Source organism: Streptomyces sp. M-16, assembly GCF_052114405.1.
Lineage (GTDB): Bacteria > Actinomycetota > Actinomycetes > Streptomycetales > Streptomycetaceae > Streptomyces.
The window spans coordinates 125,555-144,274 of sequence record NZ_JBFRER010000004.1; the positions used below are offsets into that span (position 1 = coordinate 125,555).

Sequence of the window (18,720 nt, forward strand, 5' to 3'; positions counted from 1 at the left end):
CGGGAGTGCGCAGGGGGCGCGCGCGGCGAGGAGTGCGCCGGGCGGCCCCGGTGGAAGGCGTACCGCACCCGCCCGGCCGACCGGTCCCGCCGACGTCGTAACCACCGGCGCGTCCGACCCGTTGGAGGGGGCATGGGCATGGGCTTCACGATCGGCGGCAGCCGCGGCACCAAGGAGTTCCGTTCCGGCGTCCGGCGCCGCGGCCGGACCTCGGAGTGCACGACCGTGGCGGAGTACACGGGACTGTGGGGGTGGGACGCCGTCCCCGGCGCCCGCGCCGCGGCTCCGGCCCGGGACTGCTCCTGCGGTCATGCGAACTGCGTCGCTCCGGGGGCGCATCCCCTGGACTTCGCTCCCACCGTCCCCGGGGGCGCCACCCTGGACGAGGTCACCGAGATCTGGGGCGAGTACCCCGGGGCGGCGATCCTGCTGCCCGTGGGCCGCGCCTTCGACCTGATCGAGGTCTCGGCCGAGGCCGGGCGGCGGGCACTGGTCCGGATGGAACGCATGGGCCTTCCGCTGGGGCCCGTCACGGTGACCCCGGACGGCCGCGCGCAGTTCTTCGTCGCCCCGGGCGCCGCCGCCGAGCTGCCGCAGCTGCTGTACCGGATGGGCTGGGACGACGCCGATCTGGACCTGCGCGCCCTGGGCCGCGGCTCCTTCCTGACCGCCCCGCCCAGCGACCACGCGGGCCTGGGCCCGGCCGGCTGGCTGCGCCGGCCCGCGCTGGACTGCGCGGGCGGTCCGCCGCAGGCCCGTCTGCTGCTGGGGACCCTGGCCTACACCTGCCACCGCTTCCGGCGCTGAGGCCCCCCTCGGACACCGGCGCCCCCGCATCCGGCGCGGATGCGGGGGCACTGGTACGCGTGACGGGGCCGGGCCCGGGGCCGGTCCTCAGTCGCCGATCAGGGCGTCCACGAAGGCTTCCGGCTCGAAGGGGGCCAGGTCGTCCGGGCCCTCGCCGAGGCCGACGAGCTTGACCGGGACGCCCAGCGCCCGCTGGACGGCGACGACGATGCCGCCCTTGGCGGTGCCGTCCAGCTTGGTCAGGACGATGCCGGTGATGTCCACGACCTCGGCGAAGACGCGCGCCTGGGTCAGACCGTTCTGGCCGGTGGTGGCGTCGAGGACCAGCAGGACCTCGTCCAGCGGGCCGTGCTTCTCGACGACGCGCTTGACCTTGCCGAGCTCGTCCATGAGACCGGTCTTGGTGTGCAGGCGGCCGGCGGTGTCGATGAGGACCACGTCCGCGCCCTCGGCGATGCCCTCCTTGACCGCGTCGTAGGCGATGGAGGCGGGGTCGCCGCCCTCGGGGCCGCGCACGGTGCGCGCCCCGACCCGCTCGCCCCAGGTCTGCAGCTGGTCGGCGGCGGCGGCGCGGAAGGTGTCGGCTGCGCCGAGCACCACGCTGCGGCCGTCGGCGACGAGCACGCGGGCCAGCTTGCCGGTGGTGGTGGTCTTGCCGGTGCCGTTGACACCGACGACCATGACGACGGCGGGGGTGTCCACGCCGCTCTCGGTCTTCACTGCGCGGTCGAAGTCCGTGCCGACCAGGGTCAGCAGCTCCTCCTTCAGCAGCGCGCGCAGATCGGCGGGGGTACGGGTGCCGAGCACCTTGACCCGCTCCCGGAGCCGGTCCACCAGCTCCTGGGTCGGCGCGACGCCGACGTCGGCGATGAGGAGGGTCTCCTCGATCTCCTCCCAGGTGTCCTCGTCGAGGTGCTCGCGCGAGAGCAGCGTGAGCAGCCCCTTGCCGAGCGAGTTCTGGGAACGGGCGAGCCGTGCGCGCAGCCGGACCAGGCGGCCGGCGGTGGGCTCGGGCACCTCGATCTCGGGTGCGGCCGGAGCCTCGGGCTCCGCCGCCGGCTCCTCGACCGGAGCCTCGGCCTCCGCCGTCGGGAGCCCGACCTCCTCGATGGTGCGGCGCGGTTCTTCCGCCGTCTCTACGGCGTCCTCCCCCACCTGCGGTTCGGCAGGCGGGGCAGTGATGGTCGGCGTGCTCTGCGGCGCCGTGGGGGGCAGCTGCTTCTTCTTGCGGCTGCTGACCACGAGCCCGCTGATCACACCGACCGCGACCAGGGCGATGACTACAGCAAGGATCAGGATTTCCATAACCCCCCCAGTATCGGCCACGGGTCGCCCCGGTCCCCGGACCTTGGACGTTCCCACCGGACCGAAAGCCGTCATTTGTGGTTTTAACGGCAGATCCATGATGATGAACGACTTGCCCCATGCCCCGCCCCCAGGGAGTACCGCGTGCCTGCCGAAGAGAACGCCGTCGACGGCGCAGTCGAGAGCCGGGGCCTGGAACCCGTACCCGACGCAGAACGCGGCGGCCGGGTCCGCGAGCTCTTCCCCACCTGGGTCGCCGCCAACATCAGCGTGCTGCTGCTCACCATGGGCGCGGGCCTGGTGATCTTCAACAAGCTCAACATCTGGCAGGTGCTGGTCGTCGCGGTCGCCGCGCCCGTCGTCTCGTACGGCATGGTCGGCTTGATATCCATCGCCGGGAAGCGCGGCGGGGCCCCCGGCATGGCGCTCTCGCGGGCCGTCTTCGGCCAGCGCGGCAACCTCTTCCCCGGCGCCCTGATCTGGGTGGCCCGGTGGGGCTGGGAGACCATCAACGCCGTCAGCGGCGCCTACGCCGTCCTGACCGTCCTCGACCTGCTCTTCGGCGTCAGGGCCAACACCCCGCTGATCGTGGTCACCCTGCTCTTCTTCGTGGGCTGCACCTTCGTGGTCTCGGGGCTCGGCATCAACGCCCTGCGCGTCTGCTCGAAGTGGTCGACGTACCTCTTCGGCGCGTTCAGCGTGCTGGTCCTGGGCTACCTGCTCTTCACCACCGACTGGGCCGCCGTCTTCGCCAAGCCGGCCGGCTCCACGACGATGATGGTCGCGGGCATCGGCACCATCGCGGCCGGCGGCATCAGCTGGGTCCCCTCGGGCCCCGACTTCACCCGCTACCTGCCCCGCGAAGCCTCCTCCAAGGGGCTGGTCGGCGCGACGATCGGCGGCGCGGGGGTGGTCGTGCTGCCGATGGTGCTGATGGGCGCGGTGATGGCCGTCGGCACCCCGGACCTGGCGGGCGCCCAGGACCCGGTCTCCTTCATCGGCGAGCTGCTGCCGACCTGGATCGCGGTCCCGTACCTGCTCATCGCCCTCGTCGGCATGCTGCTGATCAACTCGATGTCCATGTACTCCGCCGGCTTCACCGCGCAGACCCTGGGCATCAGGGTCCCGCGCGCCGCCGCGGTCAGCGTCAACGCCGTCATCAGCCTGGTCTTCGGCTTCCTGCTGATGGTGGTCGCGACCGGCTTCTTCGGCTCGTTCATCTCCTTCCTGACCCTGCTGGCCGTGGCCTTCTCCGCCTGGATCGGCGTGTTCGGCGTGGACATGCTGCGCCGCACCTCCTACGACGGGCCGGCACTGCTGGACACCACGCCGAGCAGCGCCTACTGGTACAGGGGCGGCTTCGCCTGGCAGGCCATGACGGCCTGGGGCGCGGCCCTGGTGGCCGGGCTGCTGTTCACCAGGGTGGACTGGTTCAGCGGGCCGCTCGCCTCCACCTGGATCGGGGAGAACGGCCTCGGCTGGGTGACCGGCATCCTGACCTCCGGCCTGCTCTACGCGGCCTTGCCCCGCACCCCGGCCCCGGCCGCGCGGGCCGCCGCCGAGGAGTCCGCGCCCGTCGGATCCCTGTCCAACTGACGCTGCGTCAGCTACCGTCCCCCTTCGCCCGCCCACCCACCTCCCGCGAAGGGGGACTCTTCCATGCCCATCACCGTGGTCCGGTTCAATCTCGTGGACCCGCACGGCACCCCCGAGACCCTCTCGGCCCGTTACCGGGCCGCCCTGGAGATGGCGAGGTACGCGGACGACCTCGGTATCGACACCGTCCAGACCGAGGAGCACCACGGCACCGCCAACAACTGGCTGCCCTCCCCCTTCGCCTTCGCGGGCGCCGTGTTCGGCGCCACCCGCCGGATCGCGGTCACGGTGTCGGCGATCATCGGCCCGCTCCACGACCCGCTCAAGGTCGCCGAGGACATCGCCGTACTGGACCTGCTCAGCGGCGGCCGGCTGGTGACGGTGGCGGGCATCGGGTACCGGCCCGAGGAGTACGAGCAGCACGGCGTGGAGTGGGGCCGGCGCGGCCGGCTCCAGGACGAGCTGCTGGAGACCCTGCTGAAGGCCTGGACCGGCGAGCCGTTCACCTTCCGCGGCCGGACCGTACGGGTGACCCCGCGCCCCTTCACCCGGCCGCACCCGCTGCTGCTGGTCGGGGGCAGTTCCGAGGCCGCGGCCCGGCGCGCGGCCCGGCTCGGGCTGCCGTTCTTCCCCAGCGCGCACCTGCCGGAGCTGGAGGAGTACTACCGGGCCCGGCTGGCGGAGTACGGCACGGAGGGGTTCTGCATGATGCCCGCCGCCGAGACCCCGCTGCTGCACGTCGCCGAGGACCCGGACCGGGTCTGGGCGGAGTACGGGCAGCACTTCCTGCACGAGGCGGCCACGTACGCCTCCTGGCAGTCCAAGGACATCCGCAGCGCGGTCAGGTCGGGCGCGCGCTCGGTTGAGGAGCTGCGCGCGGAGGGCGTGTACCGGGTCCTGACCCCGGACGAGGCGGTGGCGTACGCGAGGGGCGCGGGCGAGGCGGGGAACCTGGTGCTGCACCCGCTGTGCGGGGGGATGCCGCTGGACGAGGGCAGGCGCAGCCTGCGGCTGCTGTGCGAACGGGTACTGCCCCGGCTCAAGGGCTGAGCCGGGGCAGCGCCCGTGGAGGAGAGGGGTGGTGGCGGGGGATGGTTACCCCATCTCCTCCAACGCCTTGCCCTTGGTCTCCGGCACCCACTTGAGGATGAAGGGGATCGAGAGCAGGGCGAAGAACGTGTAGATCAGGTAGGCGCCGGACAGGTTCCAGTCCGAGAGGCTCGGGAACGACACCGTGATCACCCAGTTGGCGATCCACTGTGCGGACGCGGCCACGCCGAGGGCCGCGGCGCGGATGCGGCCCGGGAACATCTCGCCGAGCAGCACCCAGACGACCACGCCCCAGGACAGGGCGAAGAAGAGGACGAAGCAGTTGGCCGCGATGAGGGCGACCAGCCCCTGGGTGTGCGGCAGGGCGATCTGGCCGCCGCTGGTGTCCTTGTAGGAGAAGGCCCAGGCGGCGCACCCGAGGGAGATCGCCATGCCGGCGGAGCCGATGAGGGCCAGCGGCTTGCGGCCGATGCGGTCGACCAGCAGCATCGCGATCACCGTACCGATGATGTTCACGACGGAGGTCTCGAAGGAGTACAGGAACGAGGAGCTCGGGTCGATGCCGACCGACTGCCACAGCGACGAGCTGTAGTAGAAGATCACGTTGATGCCGACGAGCTGCTGGAAGACCGACAGGCCGATGCCGATCCAGACGATCGGCAGGAAGCCGAAGCGGCCGCCGAGCAGGTCCGTGAACCTCGGCTTGTGCTCCGAGTGGATGGCGCTGTCGATCTCGCGGACCCGGGCGTCGGCGTCGATCTTGTCGCCCTCCACCTCGCGCAGCACCGTCTTGGCCTTCTCCATGCGGCCGACCGAGACGAGGAAGCGCGGGGACTCGGGGATCGCGAAGGACAGCAGGCCGTAGAGGACGGCCGGGACCACCATGACGCCGAGCATCCACTGCCAGGCTTCCAGGCCGCCGATCTCGCCGCGCTGGTCGCCGTCGGCGAGGTTGAGGATGCCCCAGTTGACCAGCTGCGAGACGGCGATGCCGATGACGATCGCGGCCTGCTGGAAGGAGGCGAGCCGGCCGCGGTAGGCGGGGGGCGAGACCTCGGCGATGTAGGCGGGGCCGATGACCGAGGCCATGCCGATGCCGAAGCCGCCGATGATGCGCCACATGGCGAGGTCCCAGAGGGCGAACGGCAGGGCGGAACCGATGGCGCTCGCGGTGAAGAGGACCGAGGCGATCTGCATGCAGCGGATGCGGCCGATCCGGTCGGCGATGCGGCCGGCCGTGGCCGCGCCGAAGGCGCAGCCGATCAGCGCTGCCGCGATCACCTGGGCGAGGACGGCGGACCCGACGTCGAAGCGGTCCCGGATCGCCTCGACCGCGCCGTTGATGACGGAGCTGTCGTATCCGAAGAGGAATCCGCCCATGGCCGCGGCCGCGGTGATGAAGATGACGTGCCCGAGGTGCTCGGGGTGCGAGGGGCTCTGCCCGCCGGGCGCCGGTGTCTTCGCTGTGCTGCTGGTCAAGGTGTGCTCCGTGGGGGTTTCGTCCGTTCTCCTAGTGGCGCACAGGTCAAGATCGGGCACCACCCGAAGAGCGGGAGACAGCGGAGCGAGCCTATGCGTTCATTTCCTGAAGTCAATAGTTGGTGTGAAGGTTGGGTTAAGCGGCCTGTCAGACCATTGACTTCACTTCTTGAAGATTGAAGGGGGGTTCAGCGCAGCCGCTGACTGATCACCTTCGAGACGCCGTCGCCCTGCATCGAGACGCCGTAGAGCGCGTCCGCGACCTCCATCGTCCGCTTCTGGTGCGTGATGACGATCAGCTGCGAGCTCTCCTGGAGCTCCACCATGATCCGGATCAGCCGCTGGAGGTTGGTGTCGTCCAGAGCCGCCTCGACCTCGTCCATCACGTAGAACGGGCTGGGCCGCGCCTTGAAGATGGAGACCAGCAGCGCCACGGCCGTCAGCGAGCGCTCGCCGCCCGACAGCAGTGACAGCCGCTTGACCTTCTTGCCCGGCGGGCGGGCCTCGACGTCCACGCCGGTCGCCAGCATGTCGTCCGGGTCGGTGAGCACGAGCCGGCCCTCGCCGCCGGGGAACAGCCGCGAGAACACGCCCTCGAACTCGCGGGCGGTGTCGTGGTAGGCCTCGGTGAAGACCTGCTCCACCCGCCGGTCCACCTCCTTCACCACTTGAAGGAGATCGGCCCGCGTCTTGCGCAGGTCGTCGAGCTGCTCGCTGAGGAACTGGTGCCGCTCCTCCAGCGCCGCGAACTCCTCCAGCGCGAGCGGGTTGACCTTGCCGAGCTGCTGGTAGGCGCGCTCAGCCGCCTTCAGGCGCTTCTCCTGCTGCGCCCGGACGAACGGACCGGGACGGTTGCGGGGGTCCTGCGGATCCTCCGGAAGGACCTCGCCCTCGGCCGGCGGGGACGGCGGAACCGGCTGGTCCGGCCCGTACTCCGTAACCAGAGCGGCCGGCTCCACGCCCAGCTCCTCCAGCGCCCGGGTCTCCAGCTGCTCGATCCGCAGCCGCTTCTCGGCGCCCAGCACCTCTCCCCGGTGCACGGAGTCGGTGAGCTTGTCGAGCTCGGCCTTCAGGTCACGGCCCCGGCCGCGAGCCTCGCCGAGCTCCCGCTCGCGCAGCCCCTTGGCCTCCTCGGCCGCCGTGCGCTCCCGGTCCGCGCGGCCGATGGACACCGCCAGGTGGGCCAGCAGCTGCCGCGCGCCCTCGGCGACGGCCCGGCCCACCTCGGCCTCGTGGCGCAGCCGCTGCCGGCGCCGCTCGGCTCGGGTCCGGGCCTCGCGTTCCGCACGGGCCGCGCGGTCCAGCCCGTCCGCGCGCCCGGCCAGCGCCTTGACCCGCTCCTCGTGGGTACGCAGGTGCAGGCGGGCCTCCATCTCGGTCTGCCGGGCGTTCGCCCCGTCGGCCGCGAGCCGGTCCCGCGCCGAGGTGTCGGGTTCCCGCTCCACGGGCATCTCCTCCACCGCCGCGAGCCGCTCCGCGCACTCCGCCACCTCCACCCGGGCCCGTTCCAGCGCCTCCTCGGCCTTGGCCGCGGCCAGGGCGCTGCGTTCGGCTTCGCCGAGGGCCCCCTTCGCCTGACCGGCCAGCCGCCCGAGCTGCTGCGCGACCCCGGCACGGGCCTGCTCCCCGGCGCGGCGCCGCTCGGCGAGCTCCTCGGCGAGGGCGGCTGCCGCGTCGCGGCGGGCCCGGGCGTCCGCCTCGGCCCCGGTCAGCTCCCGGCACTCCCCGTCCAGCCGTTCCAGCTCCACCGCCGCCTCGTCGACGGCGGCCTGCACCTCGATCAGGCTGGGCGCGCCCGCGGAACCGCCGTGCGCGAGGTGCGCCCCGAGGACGTCCCCGTCGGCGGTCACCGCGACCAGGCCGGGGTGACCGGCCACCACCGCTTCGGCCTCCTCCAGGGTCCCGACCACGACGTGGTCCCGCAGCACCCAGGCCACGGCCCGGCGCACCTCGGCGTCCCCGCCCACCAGCGCGGCGGCCTCCCGCCACGCGGGCCCGCCCGCGGTCAGGACCGGAACGTGCGGCTCCCTCGCCCCTGCCTCGGTCCCATGGCCGACGGCAGCGGAGGGGGCCGGGTGGGTGACGTCGTACGGACCCCGGTCCTGCACGGGCAGGGCGGTACCGCCGCCCGGCGCGGGGGCGCGGTCCGGGACCGCTGCGTCCGGGGCCTGGCCCGGGACCGCTGCGTCCAGGCCCTCGCCGGGGACCACTGCGTCCAGGGCCTGACCCTGGACCGCTGCGTCCAGGGCCTGACCCTGGACCGCTGCGTCCAGGGCCTGGCCCGGAACGGCGGTCGCTCCGCCGCAGGCCCGCCCCGGACCCGGGATGACGGCCGCTGCCCGGCCCGGACCCGGGGCCGGTGCCACCAGGAACGTGGCGCGGCCCCCGTCGGCGGCCCGCAGGTGGCGGATGGCCAGAGCCGCCGCCGCCGGGGAGGCCACGGCCACCGCGTCGGCCGCGGCCCCGAGCGCCGCCGCCACCGCGACCTCGTACCCGGGAGCAACCGTCACCCGCTCGGCGGCCGGCCCCAGCAGTCCGGCCAGCCGTTCGCGCGCCGCGAGCAGCGCCCCCGTCCCGTCCTTGCGCCGCAGCCCCAGCGCGAGCGCCTCCCGCCGCGCCGACACGGCGGCCCGGGACCGTTCCGCCGAGGTCAGAGCCTCCCGGGCGGCGGCCAGCGCGGCCTGCGCCCCGGTCAACGCGGTCCGGGCCGCGTCGTACTCGGCCTCCACCGCCGGGTCTTCGAGCCCACCGACCTCCTCCGCCAGCGCCTCGTACTCCGCCCGGGCGGCCTCCGCCCGGACCCGCGCCTCGTCCCGGGCGGCCACGAGCCGGTCGATCTCGGCCTCGGCGGCTCCGGCCCGGGAGCGGGCCGCGCCCAGGCGCCCGTTCAGCCGGGCCAGTTCCTCCCGCCGGTCGGCGATGGCCCGGGCCGCGTCCCGCAGCCGCCGTTCCTCCTCGGCGAGGGCCCGCTCCAGCCCGGCCCGGTGCTCGGCGGTGTCCTCCAGCGCGCGCTCGGCGGCCTCCAGAGCGGCGGTCAGCTCCGCCTCCTGCTCCCGGATCCGGGTGGCCTCCCGTTCCAGTTCCTCGGGGTCGCGGCCGCGCCGCTCGTCCTCCACCGGCGCCGACGCGCTCCTGATCCGCGCCACCGCCAGGGATTCGGTCCCCCGCACCCGCTCGGCCAGCTGCGAGAGCTCGTGCCAGGTCTGCTGTGCCCGCTGAAGCCGGGGCGCGAGGCGGCGTACCGATTCCTCCAGGGCCGCCTCCTGCCGCAGCGCCCCGGCCAGGTCCCGTTCGGCGGACTCCTTGCGCTCCTTGAGCGCGGCCTCGTCGGCGATCTCCGCGTCGAGGGCGCCGCGCAGGGCCACCAGGTCGTCGGCGAGCAGCCGCAGCCGTGCGTCGCGCAGGTCGGCCTGGATCACGGCGGCCCGCCGGGCCACCGCGGCCTGCCGGCCCAGGGGCTTGAGCTGGCGCCGCAGTTCGTCCGTCAGGTCCTGCACCCGCGCGAGGTTGGCCTGCATCGCGTCGAGTTTGCGCAGCGCCTTCTCCTTGCGCTTGCGATGCTTGAGTACGCCCGCGGCTTCCTCGATGAAGGCGCGCCGGCCCATCGGGTCGGCGTGCAGGACGGAGTCGAGCCGGCCCTGCCCGACGATGACGTGCATCTCGCGGCCGATGCCGGAGTCGGAGAGCAGCTCCTGGATGTCGAGGAGCCGGCAGGTGTCCCCGTTGATCTGGTACTCGCTGCTGCCGCCGCGGAACATGATCCGCGTGATGGTGACCTCGGCGTACTCGATCGGCAGCGCGCCGTCGGAGTTGTCGATGGTGAGGGAGACCTCGGCCCGCCCGAGCGGGGGGCGGCCCGTGGTCCCGGCGAAGATGACGTCCTCCATCTTCCCGCCGCGCAGGGATTTGGCCCCCTGCTCCCCCATGACCCAGGACAGCGCGTCCACCACGTTGGACTTGCCCGATCCGTTCGGTCCCACCACGCAGGTGATGCCCGGTTCGAAGCGCAGGGTGGTCGCGGAGGCAAAGGATTTGAAGCCACGCAGGGTCAGGGACTTGAGGTGCACGCCGCCGGACTCTACCTTTCACGTTCGGTTTCGCCCATGAAGGTGCAGGGCACATCAGACGTTAAAGGAATGGGCCCCCCACCTGGCCCAATGCGGGCTCGCGGCGGGACGGCGGCGGAGAAGGGACGCGGAGCGGGGCGGCGCGTCGGTGAAAGAAAGAAGGGACGCCTGAGCGTCCCTTGCAGATCATGCGGGGCTGGAGTGGAACGACGAGTAGAGCGGATCAGGTGAGCGCAGGCTCCGCCTGGGGTACGTCGAGGTCAATGCTGTCCAGCAGCGAGTCTCCGTGCTGAGCGGCGGCAGCGTTCAGTGCGTCGTTCTCGGACTGGATCCGTCCGAGCTCGGACTCGAGGTCCTGGACGCGCTGCTGAAGCCGTCGCATCTCGGCGAGGAGTCGCGGGTCGGAACCGCCGACGTAACCGAGAAGCGCCTTTGCCATGATGGATGGTCCTCCACACTGAGTGACCGACCGAAGCGGTGTGGGTCGTGAGGGAATCGCACCCGCGGATGTCCGGCAGCGACTGTCAGTCACTGCGCTTACTACTGCCAGCACTGCCAAACAGCTCAGGTGCGCGGGGCTTCCAGCGTCTCACCAAAAAGTTTGACGGTCAACACGATCACGCCCCGTATCGGCGGGCGGTCCGGCCGGCTCGGGCGGCGGGGAGGTCGGCCTCCGTTCCGAGCCTTCCACGAATCGATCTCCCCGGCAACGCCGCGACGGTGAATGCGCAGTTCCGACCGTGTGCGGTCCATCCGGCGATGCGATCAGTCCATGATCGGTCGATCGGTCACCGGATCTCGAAGCCGTCGTAGCCACCGCGCGGTGTGCCCCAGATCTCTGTCACCCCGTCCACCCTCCCGGGCGTGTCGGCGGAGCGGAGCCAGTCCAGCAGCCGGTGGCAATTCTCACGTTGACCTTCCGCCACCACCTGCACTCGGCCGTCGTCGAGATTGAGCGCGAAGCCGACCATTCCTCCGACCTCCAGAGCATTGGCCCTGGTGAACCAGCGGAAGCCCACTCCCTGTACTCGGCCGCGTACCCAGGCGGTCAGCCGGACGTCTTCATTCATGCATGAACGCTAACGGGGCAAACGATTCCGGAGCACATCGCCCCCCTGGGCTCATCGGCTACAGTCCCCCACCAATGCTTCACCCGTTCGGGTGCGCAGGGTCGATCTTGTGAGGGAAGGCAAGCCGCCGATGGGACGCCACCGACTCCACGCCACGCCGCGCCGCGGCGTCCGGCGCCGCACCGTCGTGCTGGGCGGGGTGCTCGGCGTGTCCGTGGCGGTGGCCCTCGGCACGGCGGCCGTCACGACCGGCTTCGTGCCAGTCGGCGGCTCCTTCCCCTACGTGGGCACGGACTCCGGGAGCCGGACGGAGGCCGGGGCGCAGCCGTCGGCGAGCCCCGAGCGGCAGGCGCCGGAGCAGCAGGGCGGTCTGGCCAACCTGTCCGGCCGCGCCTCCTCCGCCCCCGAGACGGGCGCCCCCTCGGCCTCCCCCTCCCCTTCGGTCTCGGTTTCCCCGTCGGCCTCACCCTCGACGGCCCCCTCCCCGTCGGCCTCACCCTCGACGGCCCCCTCCCCTACGGCCCCGGCCAAGGAGCCGGAGAAGAGCGCCGCCCCGCAGACCACGAAGCCCGCGCCCCCGAAGACGACCGCGCCGAAGCCGCCGGCCCCCAAGCCCTCCGCGACGACGCCCGACGACGGGCACTCCGCGGAGGAGGCCGCCGTCCTCACGCTGGTGAACCAGGAGCGGGCCCAGGCCGGGTGCGTCCCGGTCCGCGCGAACCCGCCGCTGGCCTCGCTGGCCGCGGCCTTCAGCAAGGACATGGCCGTGCGGGGCTTCTTCGACCACACCGACCCGGACGGGAACACCCCCTGGAACCGGGCCGACAAGGCCGGGATCTCCGGCCTCGGCGGCGAGAACATCGCGCGCGGCCAGGGTGACGCCAAGTCCGTGATGGAGGCCTGGATGAACAGCCCGGGCCACAAGGCGAACATCCTCAATTGCGAATACCGGACCCTGGGCGTGGGCGTCCACTTCGGCGCCGGCGGCCCCTGGTGGACCCAGGACTTCGGCTTCTGACGGTCCCGCCCGCCCGGATTCCGGGCGGGCCTGCGGGCGGAGCGCCCTCCCCGGTGCCGGTCAGACGCCGGACGCCGCCAGCGCTGCCCGGCCGGCCAGGACCACGCGGGCGTGCTCGGCGACCCGGCGGCCGAGGTGCTCGGCGGTCGCGATGTCGGCCTTGTGCACGCCCTCCGGGCCCTCGTCGGAGTTGGTCTGGGCGGCCGCGCCGGAGGAGAAGCCGAGGCGGTTGAGGTCGAACTCGGTACCGGCGGTGGAGTTCCAGCCCGGCTTCAGGCCCAGGTTGACCCAGCTCATGCCGTGCTGGGAGGCCAGCATCTGGAAGAACTGCAGGGTGTTCAGCTTGTCTCCGGCCTTGGAGGCGGAGTTGGTGAAGCCCGCGGCGATCTTGTCCTGCCACACGTCGCCGAACCAGCGCTTCGAGGTGGCCTCGGCGAAGACGTGGAAGGCGCCGGAGGCGGTGCCCATGTAGGTCGGGGAGCCGAAGACGATCGCGTCGGAGCCGTCCAGCAGTTCCCACTCGGCGTCGGTGATCGCGTCGACCTTGATCAGGTGGACCGTGGCACCCGTGGCGGCGGCGCCCTCCCGCACGGCCTCGGCGACGACGGCGGTGTGCCCGTAGCCGGAGTGGTAGGCGATCGAGACGACGGGGGCGGACGCGGTGCTGGACATGGTGGTTCTCCTCAAGAGCGGGTGCGGGTGCACCGCCGTGCGCCGGGCACGGGGCGGTGCGACGAGAGAAAGAGAACCACTAACTTTTCGAAAGCGCAAGCCGACAGTTAGCGCTGCCTGGGAGTACGCTGTCCCCATGGAGACCCCTGTCTGTACCGACGCCACCACGGCCGACCTGCCGTTCGACGTCTTCGCGCGCGCCTGCCCGTCCCGGGAAACCCTGGAACACGTCACGGGCCGCTGGGGCAGCCTCACCGTCGGCGCCCTGCGCGACGGCCCCTGCCGCTTCAACGAGCTGCGCCGCCGGGTCGAGGGCGTGAGCGAGAAGATGCTCTCCCAGACCCTGCACGCCCTGGAGCGCGACGGCATCGTCCACCGCGAGGCCCAGCCCACCAACCCGCCCCGGGTCGACTACGAGCTCACCCCGCTCGGCTGCGAGGTCGCCGACCGCCTGCTCTCCTTGATCCACTTCCTGGAGGGCAGCATGGACGAGGTCCTCACCTCCCGGCAGTCCTACGACACCGCGCGCGGCGGCCGCTGACAGCGCGGACAGAAGTAGCTCGACCGGTTCATCCACGCCCGCCGCCGGATCGGTGTGCCGCAGCGCCGGCAGGGCTCGCCCTCGCGCCCGTACGCGTCGAGGGACCGGTCGAAGTAACCGGATTCGCCGTTCACGTTGACGTACAGGCTGTCGAAGCTGGTCCCGCCGACGTCCAGCGCGGCGTTCATGACCTCCCGCGCCCTGGCCAGGAGTTCCGCGCTCCGGGGGCGGGTGAGGGTGGCGGTGGGGCGCTCGTAGTGCAGCTTCGCGCGCCACAGGGCCTCGTCGGCGTAGATGTTGCCGACCCCGCTGATCAGGGACTGGTCCAGCAGCGCCCGCTTGAGCGTGGTGCGCTTGGCACGCAGCGCCAGGTGGTAGGCCCCCTCGTCGAAGAGCGGGTCGAGCGGGTCGCGGGCGATGTGCGCGATGACGTCGGGCAGCCCCTCGGCGCTGCCGGGGACGGTCTCGTGCAGCGAGAGCCCGCCGAAGGTCCGCTGGTCGACGAAGCGCAGCTCGGTCCCGGCGTCGTCGTCGAAGCGGATCCGGATCCGCAGGTGCTTCTCGTCGGGGGCGCCGGCCGGCTGCACCAGCAGCTGCCCGCTCATCCCGAGGTGCCCGAGGACGGACAGGTCCCCCTCCTGAAGCGGCAGCCAGAGGTACTTGCCGCGGCGCCTCGGCACACCGATGGTCTGCCCGGCCAGGCGCGCCGCGAAGTCGGCTCCGCCCGCCGGGTGGCGGCGTACGGCCCTGGGGTGGAGCACCTCCACGGACTCGACGGTCCGCCCGGCCACCCAGCGCTCCAGGCCGCGCCGTACCACTTCGACCTCGGGCAGCTCGGGCACGGTTCTCCTCCGGGTTCGACGCGGATCCGCTGGCTGCGGCCGAGCCTACCGGCCCTTGCCACGGCCCCCGGAAACGGGTCCGCCCCGCCCCCCGCCGAAGCGGAGGGCGGGGCGGGAACGTCCCGAAGGAAGGGTCAGGCGCCGGGCGCCGGGTCGACGGGCGTCGGCGCCCCGCCGTCCCCGGCCTCGGTCCCGGCCGGAGCCGGGTCCTGCGCCGGAGCGGCCGCGGCCACGGCCGCTGCCGCGATCCGCTCGTCCGCGGCGGCACGGATCCCGCGCCACGCGGACTCCGCCGCCTGCTGTTCCGCTTCCTTCTTGCTGCGGCCGGTGCCGGTGCCGTACGAGACACCACCGACGCGAGCGGCAGCGGTGAAGGTTTTCTCGTGGTCCGGTCCGGTCTCGGTGACCAGGTACTCGGGCACGCCGAGCCCTTCGGCCGCCGTGAGCTCCTGGAGACTGGTCTTCCAGTCCAGGCCGGCCCCGAGGTTGGAGGACTTCTCGATGAGCGGGTCGAAGAGCCGGTGGACCAGCTCCGAGGCCGCGTCGAGGCCCTGGTCGAGGTAGACCGCGCCGATCACCGCTTCAAGGGTGTCGGCGAGGATGGAGGCCTTGTCCCGGCCACCCGTGCCCTCTTCACCGCGGCCGAGCCGGATGAAGGAGCCGAGATCGAGGCCGCGCCCGACCTCCGCCAGTGCGCGAGAGTTGACCACCGCGGCCCGCAGTTTGGCCAGCTGGCCTTCCGGCAGATCGGGGTGGGTGGTGTACAGCGTGTCCGTGACCACCAGGCCCAGCACGGAGTCCCCGAGGAACTCCAGGCGTTCGTTGGTGGGCAGACCGCCGTTCTCGTACGCGTACGAACGGTGGGTCAGCGCACGCACCAGAAGGGCGGACTCGAGTCGATACCCGAGCCGCCCTTCCAGAAGCGTGTGGGACGAGGCCGCGTTGTTACTGTCTGCCTGCTTCTCAGCGTTGGACAGCTCAGACATTGCGCCTCTCACCAGCCGCTCAGACCTCGAGGACCTGGCGCTTGTTGTAGGTGCCGCAGCTCGGGCACGCAATGTGCTGGAGCTTCGGCTCCTGGCAACGCTCGCACGAAACCAGGGTGGGGACCGCAGCCTTCCACTGCGACCGGCGGTGGCGCGTGTTGCTGCGCGACATCTTCCGCTTCGGAACAGCCACGGCTACTTCTCCTGCTTCTCGGCGGCGCCCTGAACTCCGTCAGAGGCAGTGCCGCTCATGTTGTCCTTCTCATCGCCCTGATCGGTGACGAGTCCCTGCAGTGCCGCCCAACGGATGTCGACGGCGTCATGGTGGTGGTCCGGGTCGTCGTTCAGGCTGGTCCCGCAATCGGGGCACAGTCCGAGACAGTCCTCCCGGCACACCGGCTGCATCGGCAGTGCGAGCACCACCGCATCCCGCAGCACGGGTTCGAGGTCGAACAAACCGTCCTCGAGGAAAAGCGCGTCCTCGTCGTCCTCGGCGTCGTCGGCCGGCTCCGCCTTGGAGCGGGTCCGGTCGTCGGCGTCAGGGTACGAGAACATCTCCTGGAAGTCCGCCTTGAGCTCACGCTCGACGGCCTCCAGACACCTTACGCACTCCCCCACGGCCGATGCACGGGCGGTGCCTGTGACAAGCACCCCTTCCATGACCGACTCCAGGCGGAGGCTGAGCTTCAGCGGGGCGCCTTCCGGCACTCCGATGACTCCGACGAGACCGAAGTCCGCCGGGGTCTCGATCTCGCGGGAGAGCCGCTGCATGGCACCAGGACGCCGACCCAGCTCGTGCGTGTCGAACACGAGGGGGTTGCGGTGGTCGAGGCGGGTATTCAGGGCCGTTCCTGCTTTCACAGATCGCTGAAGATCGAGTTCCTGCCACGTGAGCGAAGAGACGCTTACGGGCAGCATGGATCGCGGTGCATACGCGCGACCGAAGAGCCAGGATACCCGGCGCTTCGCTCTGAGCCCAATCCGGGGCTAGCGCCCCTGTTCGTACTGGCGCAGCTGATCCAGATTGATCATGCTCGTGTCGAAGAAGCTGGTCTCGTCCAGAGCGGGCTGCTGCGGCACCTGCTGCTGGGGGTGGCGGTCCTGGGGCTGCTGGTAGGCGCCGTACGGGTCGGGCTGCTGTTGCTGCTGGTAGACCGCGTACGGGTCGGGCTGCTGCGGGACCCCGTAGGAGTGGCCCGTGTACGGGTCCTGGTAGGCGTACGCGTCCTGCTGCTGGGCGGCCGGCTGCTGCGGGTAGGGGTACGCGTCGTACTGCGGCGCGGGCTGTGCCTGCGGGGGGAGTTGCGCCCGCACCGGGCCGGGTTCCGGCTCGGCCAGGCCGGCCAGGAAGTCCGCGTCGCTCGACGGGCGGGCCCCGGTGAGGCCGGCCGCGTCCTGGGCGGCCATGTGCGCGCCGAGGTCGTCCGTCGGGACCCTGCCCAGCAGCTTCTGGCGGCCCCGGCCGACGGCATCCAGGGTCTTGGCCAGCACCGCCTCGAAGGTCGCCAGCTTGGTGTCCACGTACGCGTCCGCCTGCCGGCGCTGCTCCTGCGGGTCGTGGCTGCGCTCGGGGGCGTCCGCGTCGGCGAAGCCCTGCTCGTCGAGGCCCGGACCGCGCCCCAGGAGCTTCTCGCGGCCTCGGTCCACGGAGCCGATGGTCTTGCTGAGGACGACCTCGAAGTTGGCGAGCTTGCTGTCGACGTAGTCGTCCGCCTCGGCCCGGACCTCCTCGGCCTCGCGGCGCGCGTCCGCCAGGATCCGGTCCGCCTCGGCCTGCGAGCGGCGGGCGATCTCGGTGTCGGAGATCAGCGAACCCCGCTGGGCGTGCGCGGACTCGATGATCCGGTCCGCCTCCCGGCGGGCCTCCTCGACCATCTGCTCGCGCCCGCCGATCAGTTCGGCGGCCTGGGCGAGGGCGCCGGGCAGGGCCTGGCGCACCTCTTCGAGACGCTCCAGGAGCTCCGCACGGTTGATCACGCAGGACGCCGACATGGGCATGGACCGGGCGCCGCCGACGGCCGCGACGATCTCGTCGAGCTTCTTCTGTACGTCCATGGGGGCTCGCACTCTCTCTGCCTCGGACGGGTCCTGTGCCGGACGGGACCACTGACGGAGACGACTGTAGGGCCACCGGCCGGACGCGCGGCGCGGACCGGGGAAGCCCGGTCCGGCCGCCGCCGCCTCACTTCGCGCGCAGCCGCTCGATCAGCGCCGCGTGCACGTGCGCGGGGAGCAGGTGGGTGACGTCGCCGCCCCAGGTCGCGACCTCCTTGACCAGGGAGGACGACAGGAAGCTGTAGGTGGGGATGGTCGGGACGAACAGCGTCTCGACGCCCGACAGGCCGCGGTTCATCTGGGCCATCTGGAGTTCGTAGTCGAAGTCGCTGACCGCGCGCAGGCCCTTGACGATGGCCGGGATGTCCCGCTGCTTGCAGAAGTCGACGAGCAGGCCGTGGAAGGCCTCGACCTCGACGTTGCCGTAGTCGGCGGTCGCCTCGCGGATCAGCTCGATCCGCTCCTCCACGGTGAACAGGCCCTGCTTCGACTGGTTGATCATCACGGCGACGTGCACCACGTCGTACAGCCTGGCGGCGCGCCCGATGACGTCGAGGTGTCCGTTGTGGATGGGATCGAAGGACCCCGGACAGACCGCGCGGCGCAACTGAACTCCCTCGTTCATGAGTCTTCGCTGGTGGAGGCGGCGCGACCGTACCAAAGGGTGCCCTCGCCGTACTTCCGCGAACGGAGCGGCTCGAAGCCCTCGGGCCACGGGAACGCTCCGCTCCTCGTGCTCCGCTCCACGGTGACGAGCGCATCGTCGGTGAGCCAGCCATTGGACCGGAGTGTGAGGAGGATCTCCCCAAGATCGCCGTGCTCGACGGCGTACGGCGGGTCCAGGAAGACGATGTCGTACGGGTCCCCCTGCGCGGTCGCCGCCACGACCTGCTCGGCCTTGCCGGCCCGGAATTCGGCGCCGGGCAGGCCCAGCGTCCTGATGTTGTCCCGGATGGCCTTGGAGGCCTTGGCGTCGGCCTCGACCAGCAGGGCGTGGGCCGCGCCCCGGGAGAGGGCCTCCAGGCCCACGGCGCCGGAGCCGCCGTAGAGGTCGAGCACCCGGGAGCCCTCCACCCCGTGCAGGGACTCCCACGTGGAGAAGAGCCCTTCGCGCATCCGGTCGGAGGTCGGGCGGGTGCCGGTGCCGGGCGGCACGGCCAGCCTCCGCCCGCCGGCGGTGCCGGCGATCACGCGGGTCATCTGGGGTCCTTCGGTGCTCGGGGGTTCGTTCG

General features: G+C 72.1%; 18 protein-coding genes. 5 read left to right on the forward strand and 13 right to left on the reverse strand.

Annotated features, from left to right (window positions below; genetic code table 11):
• Positions 1 to 138: 138 nt before the first annotated feature.
• The gene (locus tag AB4039_RS03265; RefSeq protein ID WP_266842586.1) at positions 139 to 807 is read left to right on the forward strand and encodes a bifunctional DNA primase/polymerase; all 669 of its coding nucleotides are present in this window, start codon (positions 139 to 141) and stop codon (positions 805 to 807) included.
• Between the two features lie 87 nt (positions 808 to 894).
• Here the strand turns inward: AB4039_RS03265 and ftsY are convergent, their stop codons facing one another.
• A complete protein-coding gene (gene ftsY / locus AB4039_RS03270; protein ID WP_266842584.1) occupies positions 895 to 2,112 on the reverse strand; it encodes a signal recognition particle-docking protein FtsY in 1,218 nt (405 codons plus the stop codon).
• Between the two features lie 144 nt (positions 2,113 to 2,256).
• Between ftsY and AB4039_RS03275 the strand changes: the two genes are divergently transcribed.
• Together AB4039_RS03275 and AB4039_RS03280 are read left to right on the forward strand one after the other, a co-directional pair.
• Positions 2,257 to 3,708, forward strand: coding sequence for a cytosine permease (locus AB4039_RS03275; protein WP_266842582.1), 1,452 nt, complete (start codon positions 2,257 to 2,259; stop codon positions 3,706 to 3,708).
• A gap of 63 nt (positions 3,709 to 3,771) precedes the next feature.
• Positions 3,772 to 4,758, forward strand: coding sequence for an LLM class flavin-dependent oxidoreductase (locus AB4039_RS03280; protein WP_442269919.1), 987 nt, complete (start codon positions 3,772 to 3,774; stop codon positions 4,756 to 4,758).
• Between the two features lie 45 nt (positions 4,759 to 4,803).
• On the opposite strand, the gene AB4039_RS03285 is transcribed toward AB4039_RS03280, so the two are convergent.
• The 4 genes from AB4039_RS03285 to AB4039_RS03300 form a co-directional block, all read right to left on the reverse strand.
• A complete protein-coding gene (locus AB4039_RS03285) occupies positions 4,804 to 6,237 on the reverse strand; it encodes a sugar porter family MFS transporter (RefSeq protein ID WP_442269920.1) in 1,434 nt (477 codons plus the stop codon).
• A gap of 188 nt (positions 6,238 to 6,425) precedes the next feature.
• Positions 6,426 to 10,304, reverse strand: a complete 3,879-nt coding sequence (locus AB4039_RS03290) for an AAA family ATPase (protein WP_442269921.1) — start codon at positions 10,302 to 10,304, stop codon at positions 6,426 to 6,428.
• Between the two features lie 223 nt (positions 10,305 to 10,527).
• The gene (locus AB4039_RS03295; protein WP_030227372.1) at positions 10,528 to 10,743 is read right to left on the reverse strand and encodes a hypothetical protein; all 216 of its coding nucleotides are present in this window, start codon (positions 10,741 to 10,743) and stop codon (positions 10,528 to 10,530) included.
• Between the two features lie 349 nt (positions 10,744 to 11,092).
• On the reverse strand, positions 11,093 to 11,374 hold the full coding sequence (locus AB4039_RS03300) for an acylphosphatase (protein WP_266842576.1): 282 nt from the start codon (positions 11,372 to 11,374) through the stop codon (positions 11,093 to 11,095).
• Between the two features lie 130 nt (positions 11,375 to 11,504).
• Between AB4039_RS03300 and AB4039_RS03305 the strand changes: the two genes are divergently transcribed.
• Positions 11,505 to 12,392, forward strand: a complete 888-nt coding sequence (locus AB4039_RS03305) for a CAP domain-containing protein (RefSeq protein ID WP_442269922.1) — start codon at positions 11,505 to 11,507, stop codon at positions 12,390 to 12,392.
• A gap of 60 nt (positions 12,393 to 12,452) precedes the next feature.
• Here the strand turns inward: AB4039_RS03305 and AB4039_RS03310 are convergent, their stop codons facing one another.
• Positions 12,453 to 13,064 carry a flavodoxin family protein gene (locus AB4039_RS03310; protein WP_266842573.1) on the reverse strand — a complete coding sequence of 204 codons (612 nt, stop codon included), beginning with the start codon at positions 13,062 to 13,064 and terminating at the stop codon, positions 12,453 to 12,455.
• Positions 13,065 to 13,200: 136 nt separating this feature from the next.
• On the opposite strand from AB4039_RS03310, the gene AB4039_RS03315 reads away from it, so the two are divergent.
• Positions 13,201 to 13,605 (forward strand): winged helix-turn-helix transcriptional regulator, encoded by a 405-nt coding sequence (locus tag AB4039_RS03315; RefSeq protein WP_442269923.1) that lies wholly within the window; start codon positions 13,201 to 13,203, stop codon positions 13,603 to 13,605.
• On the opposite strand, the gene mutM is transcribed toward AB4039_RS03315, so the two are convergent.
• The 7 genes from mutM to rsmD all read right to left on the reverse strand — a co-directional run bounded on the left by mutM (position 13,578) and on the right by rsmD (position 18,688).
• Positions 13,578 to 14,447 carry a bifunctional DNA-formamidopyrimidine glycosylase/DNA-(apurinic or apyrimidinic site) lyase gene (mutM, locus tag AB4039_RS03320; protein ID WP_266842570.1) on the reverse strand — a complete coding sequence of 290 codons (870 nt, stop codon included), beginning with the start codon at positions 14,445 to 14,447 and terminating at the stop codon, positions 13,578 to 13,580. The genes AB4039_RS03315 and mutM overlap by 28 nt on opposite strands.
• 134 nt (positions 14,448 to 14,581) lie before the next feature.
• Positions 14,582 to 15,433, reverse strand: coding sequence for a ribonuclease III (gene rnc / locus AB4039_RS03325; protein WP_266842568.1), 852 nt, complete (start codon positions 15,431 to 15,433; stop codon positions 14,582 to 14,584).
• A 19-nt stretch (positions 15,434 to 15,452) separates the two neighbouring features.
• Positions 15,453 to 15,626, reverse strand: coding sequence for a 50S ribosomal protein L32 (gene rpmF, locus AB4039_RS03330; protein WP_003965982.1), 174 nt, complete (start codon positions 15,624 to 15,626; stop codon positions 15,453 to 15,455).
• A gap of 2 nt (positions 15,627 to 15,628) precedes the next feature.
• Positions 15,629 to 16,276: a YceD family protein gene (locus AB4039_RS03335; protein WP_266844066.1), complete on the reverse strand. Its 648-nt coding sequence runs from the start codon at positions 16,274 to 16,276 to the stop codon at positions 15,629 to 15,631.
• A gap of 144 nt (positions 16,277 to 16,420) precedes the next feature.
• On the reverse strand, positions 16,421 to 17,488 hold the full coding sequence (locus AB4039_RS03340; protein ID WP_442269924.1) for a cell division initiation protein: 1,068 nt from the start codon (positions 17,486 to 17,488) through the stop codon (positions 16,421 to 16,423).
• A gap of 127 nt (positions 17,489 to 17,615) precedes the next feature.
• Positions 17,616 to 18,095, reverse strand: coding sequence for a pantetheine-phosphate adenylyltransferase (gene coaD, locus AB4039_RS03345; RefSeq protein WP_030227352.1), 480 nt, complete (start codon positions 18,093 to 18,095; stop codon positions 17,616 to 17,618).
• A 14-nt stretch (positions 18,096 to 18,109) separates the two neighbouring features.
• Positions 18,110 to 18,688: a 16S rRNA (guanine(966)-N(2))-methyltransferase RsmD gene (rsmD, locus tag AB4039_RS03350; protein ID WP_266842565.1), complete on the reverse strand. Its 579-nt coding sequence runs from the start codon at positions 18,686 to 18,688 to the stop codon at positions 18,110 to 18,112.
• Positions 18,689 to 18,720 lie beyond the last annotated feature (32 nt).

Bases quoted from the DNA above. Each gene is read 5' to 3' on its own strand.
- AB4039_RS03265 (WP_266842586.1), top strand. From the start codon at position 139: ATGGGCTTCACGATCGGCGGCAGCCGCGGCACCAAGGAGTTCCGTTCC.
- ftsY (WP_266842584.1), bottom strand. From the start codon at position 2,112: ATGGAAATCCTGATCCTTGCTGTAGTCATCGCCCTGGTCGCGGTCGGT.
- AB4039_RS03280 (WP_442269919.1), top strand. From the start codon at position 3,772: ATGCCCATCACCGTGGTCCGGTTCAATCTCGTGGACCCGCACGGCACC.
- AB4039_RS03295 (WP_030227372.1), bottom strand. From the start codon at position 10,743: ATGGCAAAGGCGCTTCTCGGTTACGTCGGCGGTTCCGACCCGCGACTC.
- AB4039_RS03300 (WP_266842576.1), bottom strand. From the start codon at position 11,374: ATGAATGAAGACGTCCGGCTGACCGCCTGGGTACGCGGCCGAGTACAG.
- AB4039_RS03305 (WP_442269922.1), top strand. From the start codon at position 11,505: ATGGGACGCCACCGACTCCACGCCACGCCGCGCCGCGGCGTCCGGCGC.
- AB4039_RS03310 (WP_266842573.1), bottom strand. From the start codon at position 13,064: ATGTCCAGCACCGCGTCCGCCCCCGTCGTCTCGATCGCCTACCACTCC.
- AB4039_RS03315 (WP_442269923.1), top strand. From the start codon at position 13,201: ATGGAGACCCCTGTCTGTACCGACGCCACCACGGCCGACCTGCCGTTC.
- rnc (WP_266842568.1), bottom strand. From the start codon at position 15,433: ATGTCTGAGCTGTCCAACGCTGAGAAGCAGGCAGACAGTAACAACGCG.
- AB4039_RS03340 (WP_442269924.1), bottom strand. From the start codon at position 17,488: ATGGACGTACAGAAGAAGCTCGACGAGATCGTCGCGGCCGTCGGCGGC.
- rsmD (WP_266842565.1), bottom strand. From the start codon at position 18,688: ATGACCCGCGTGATCGCCGGCACCGCCGGCGGGCGGAGGCTGGCCGTG.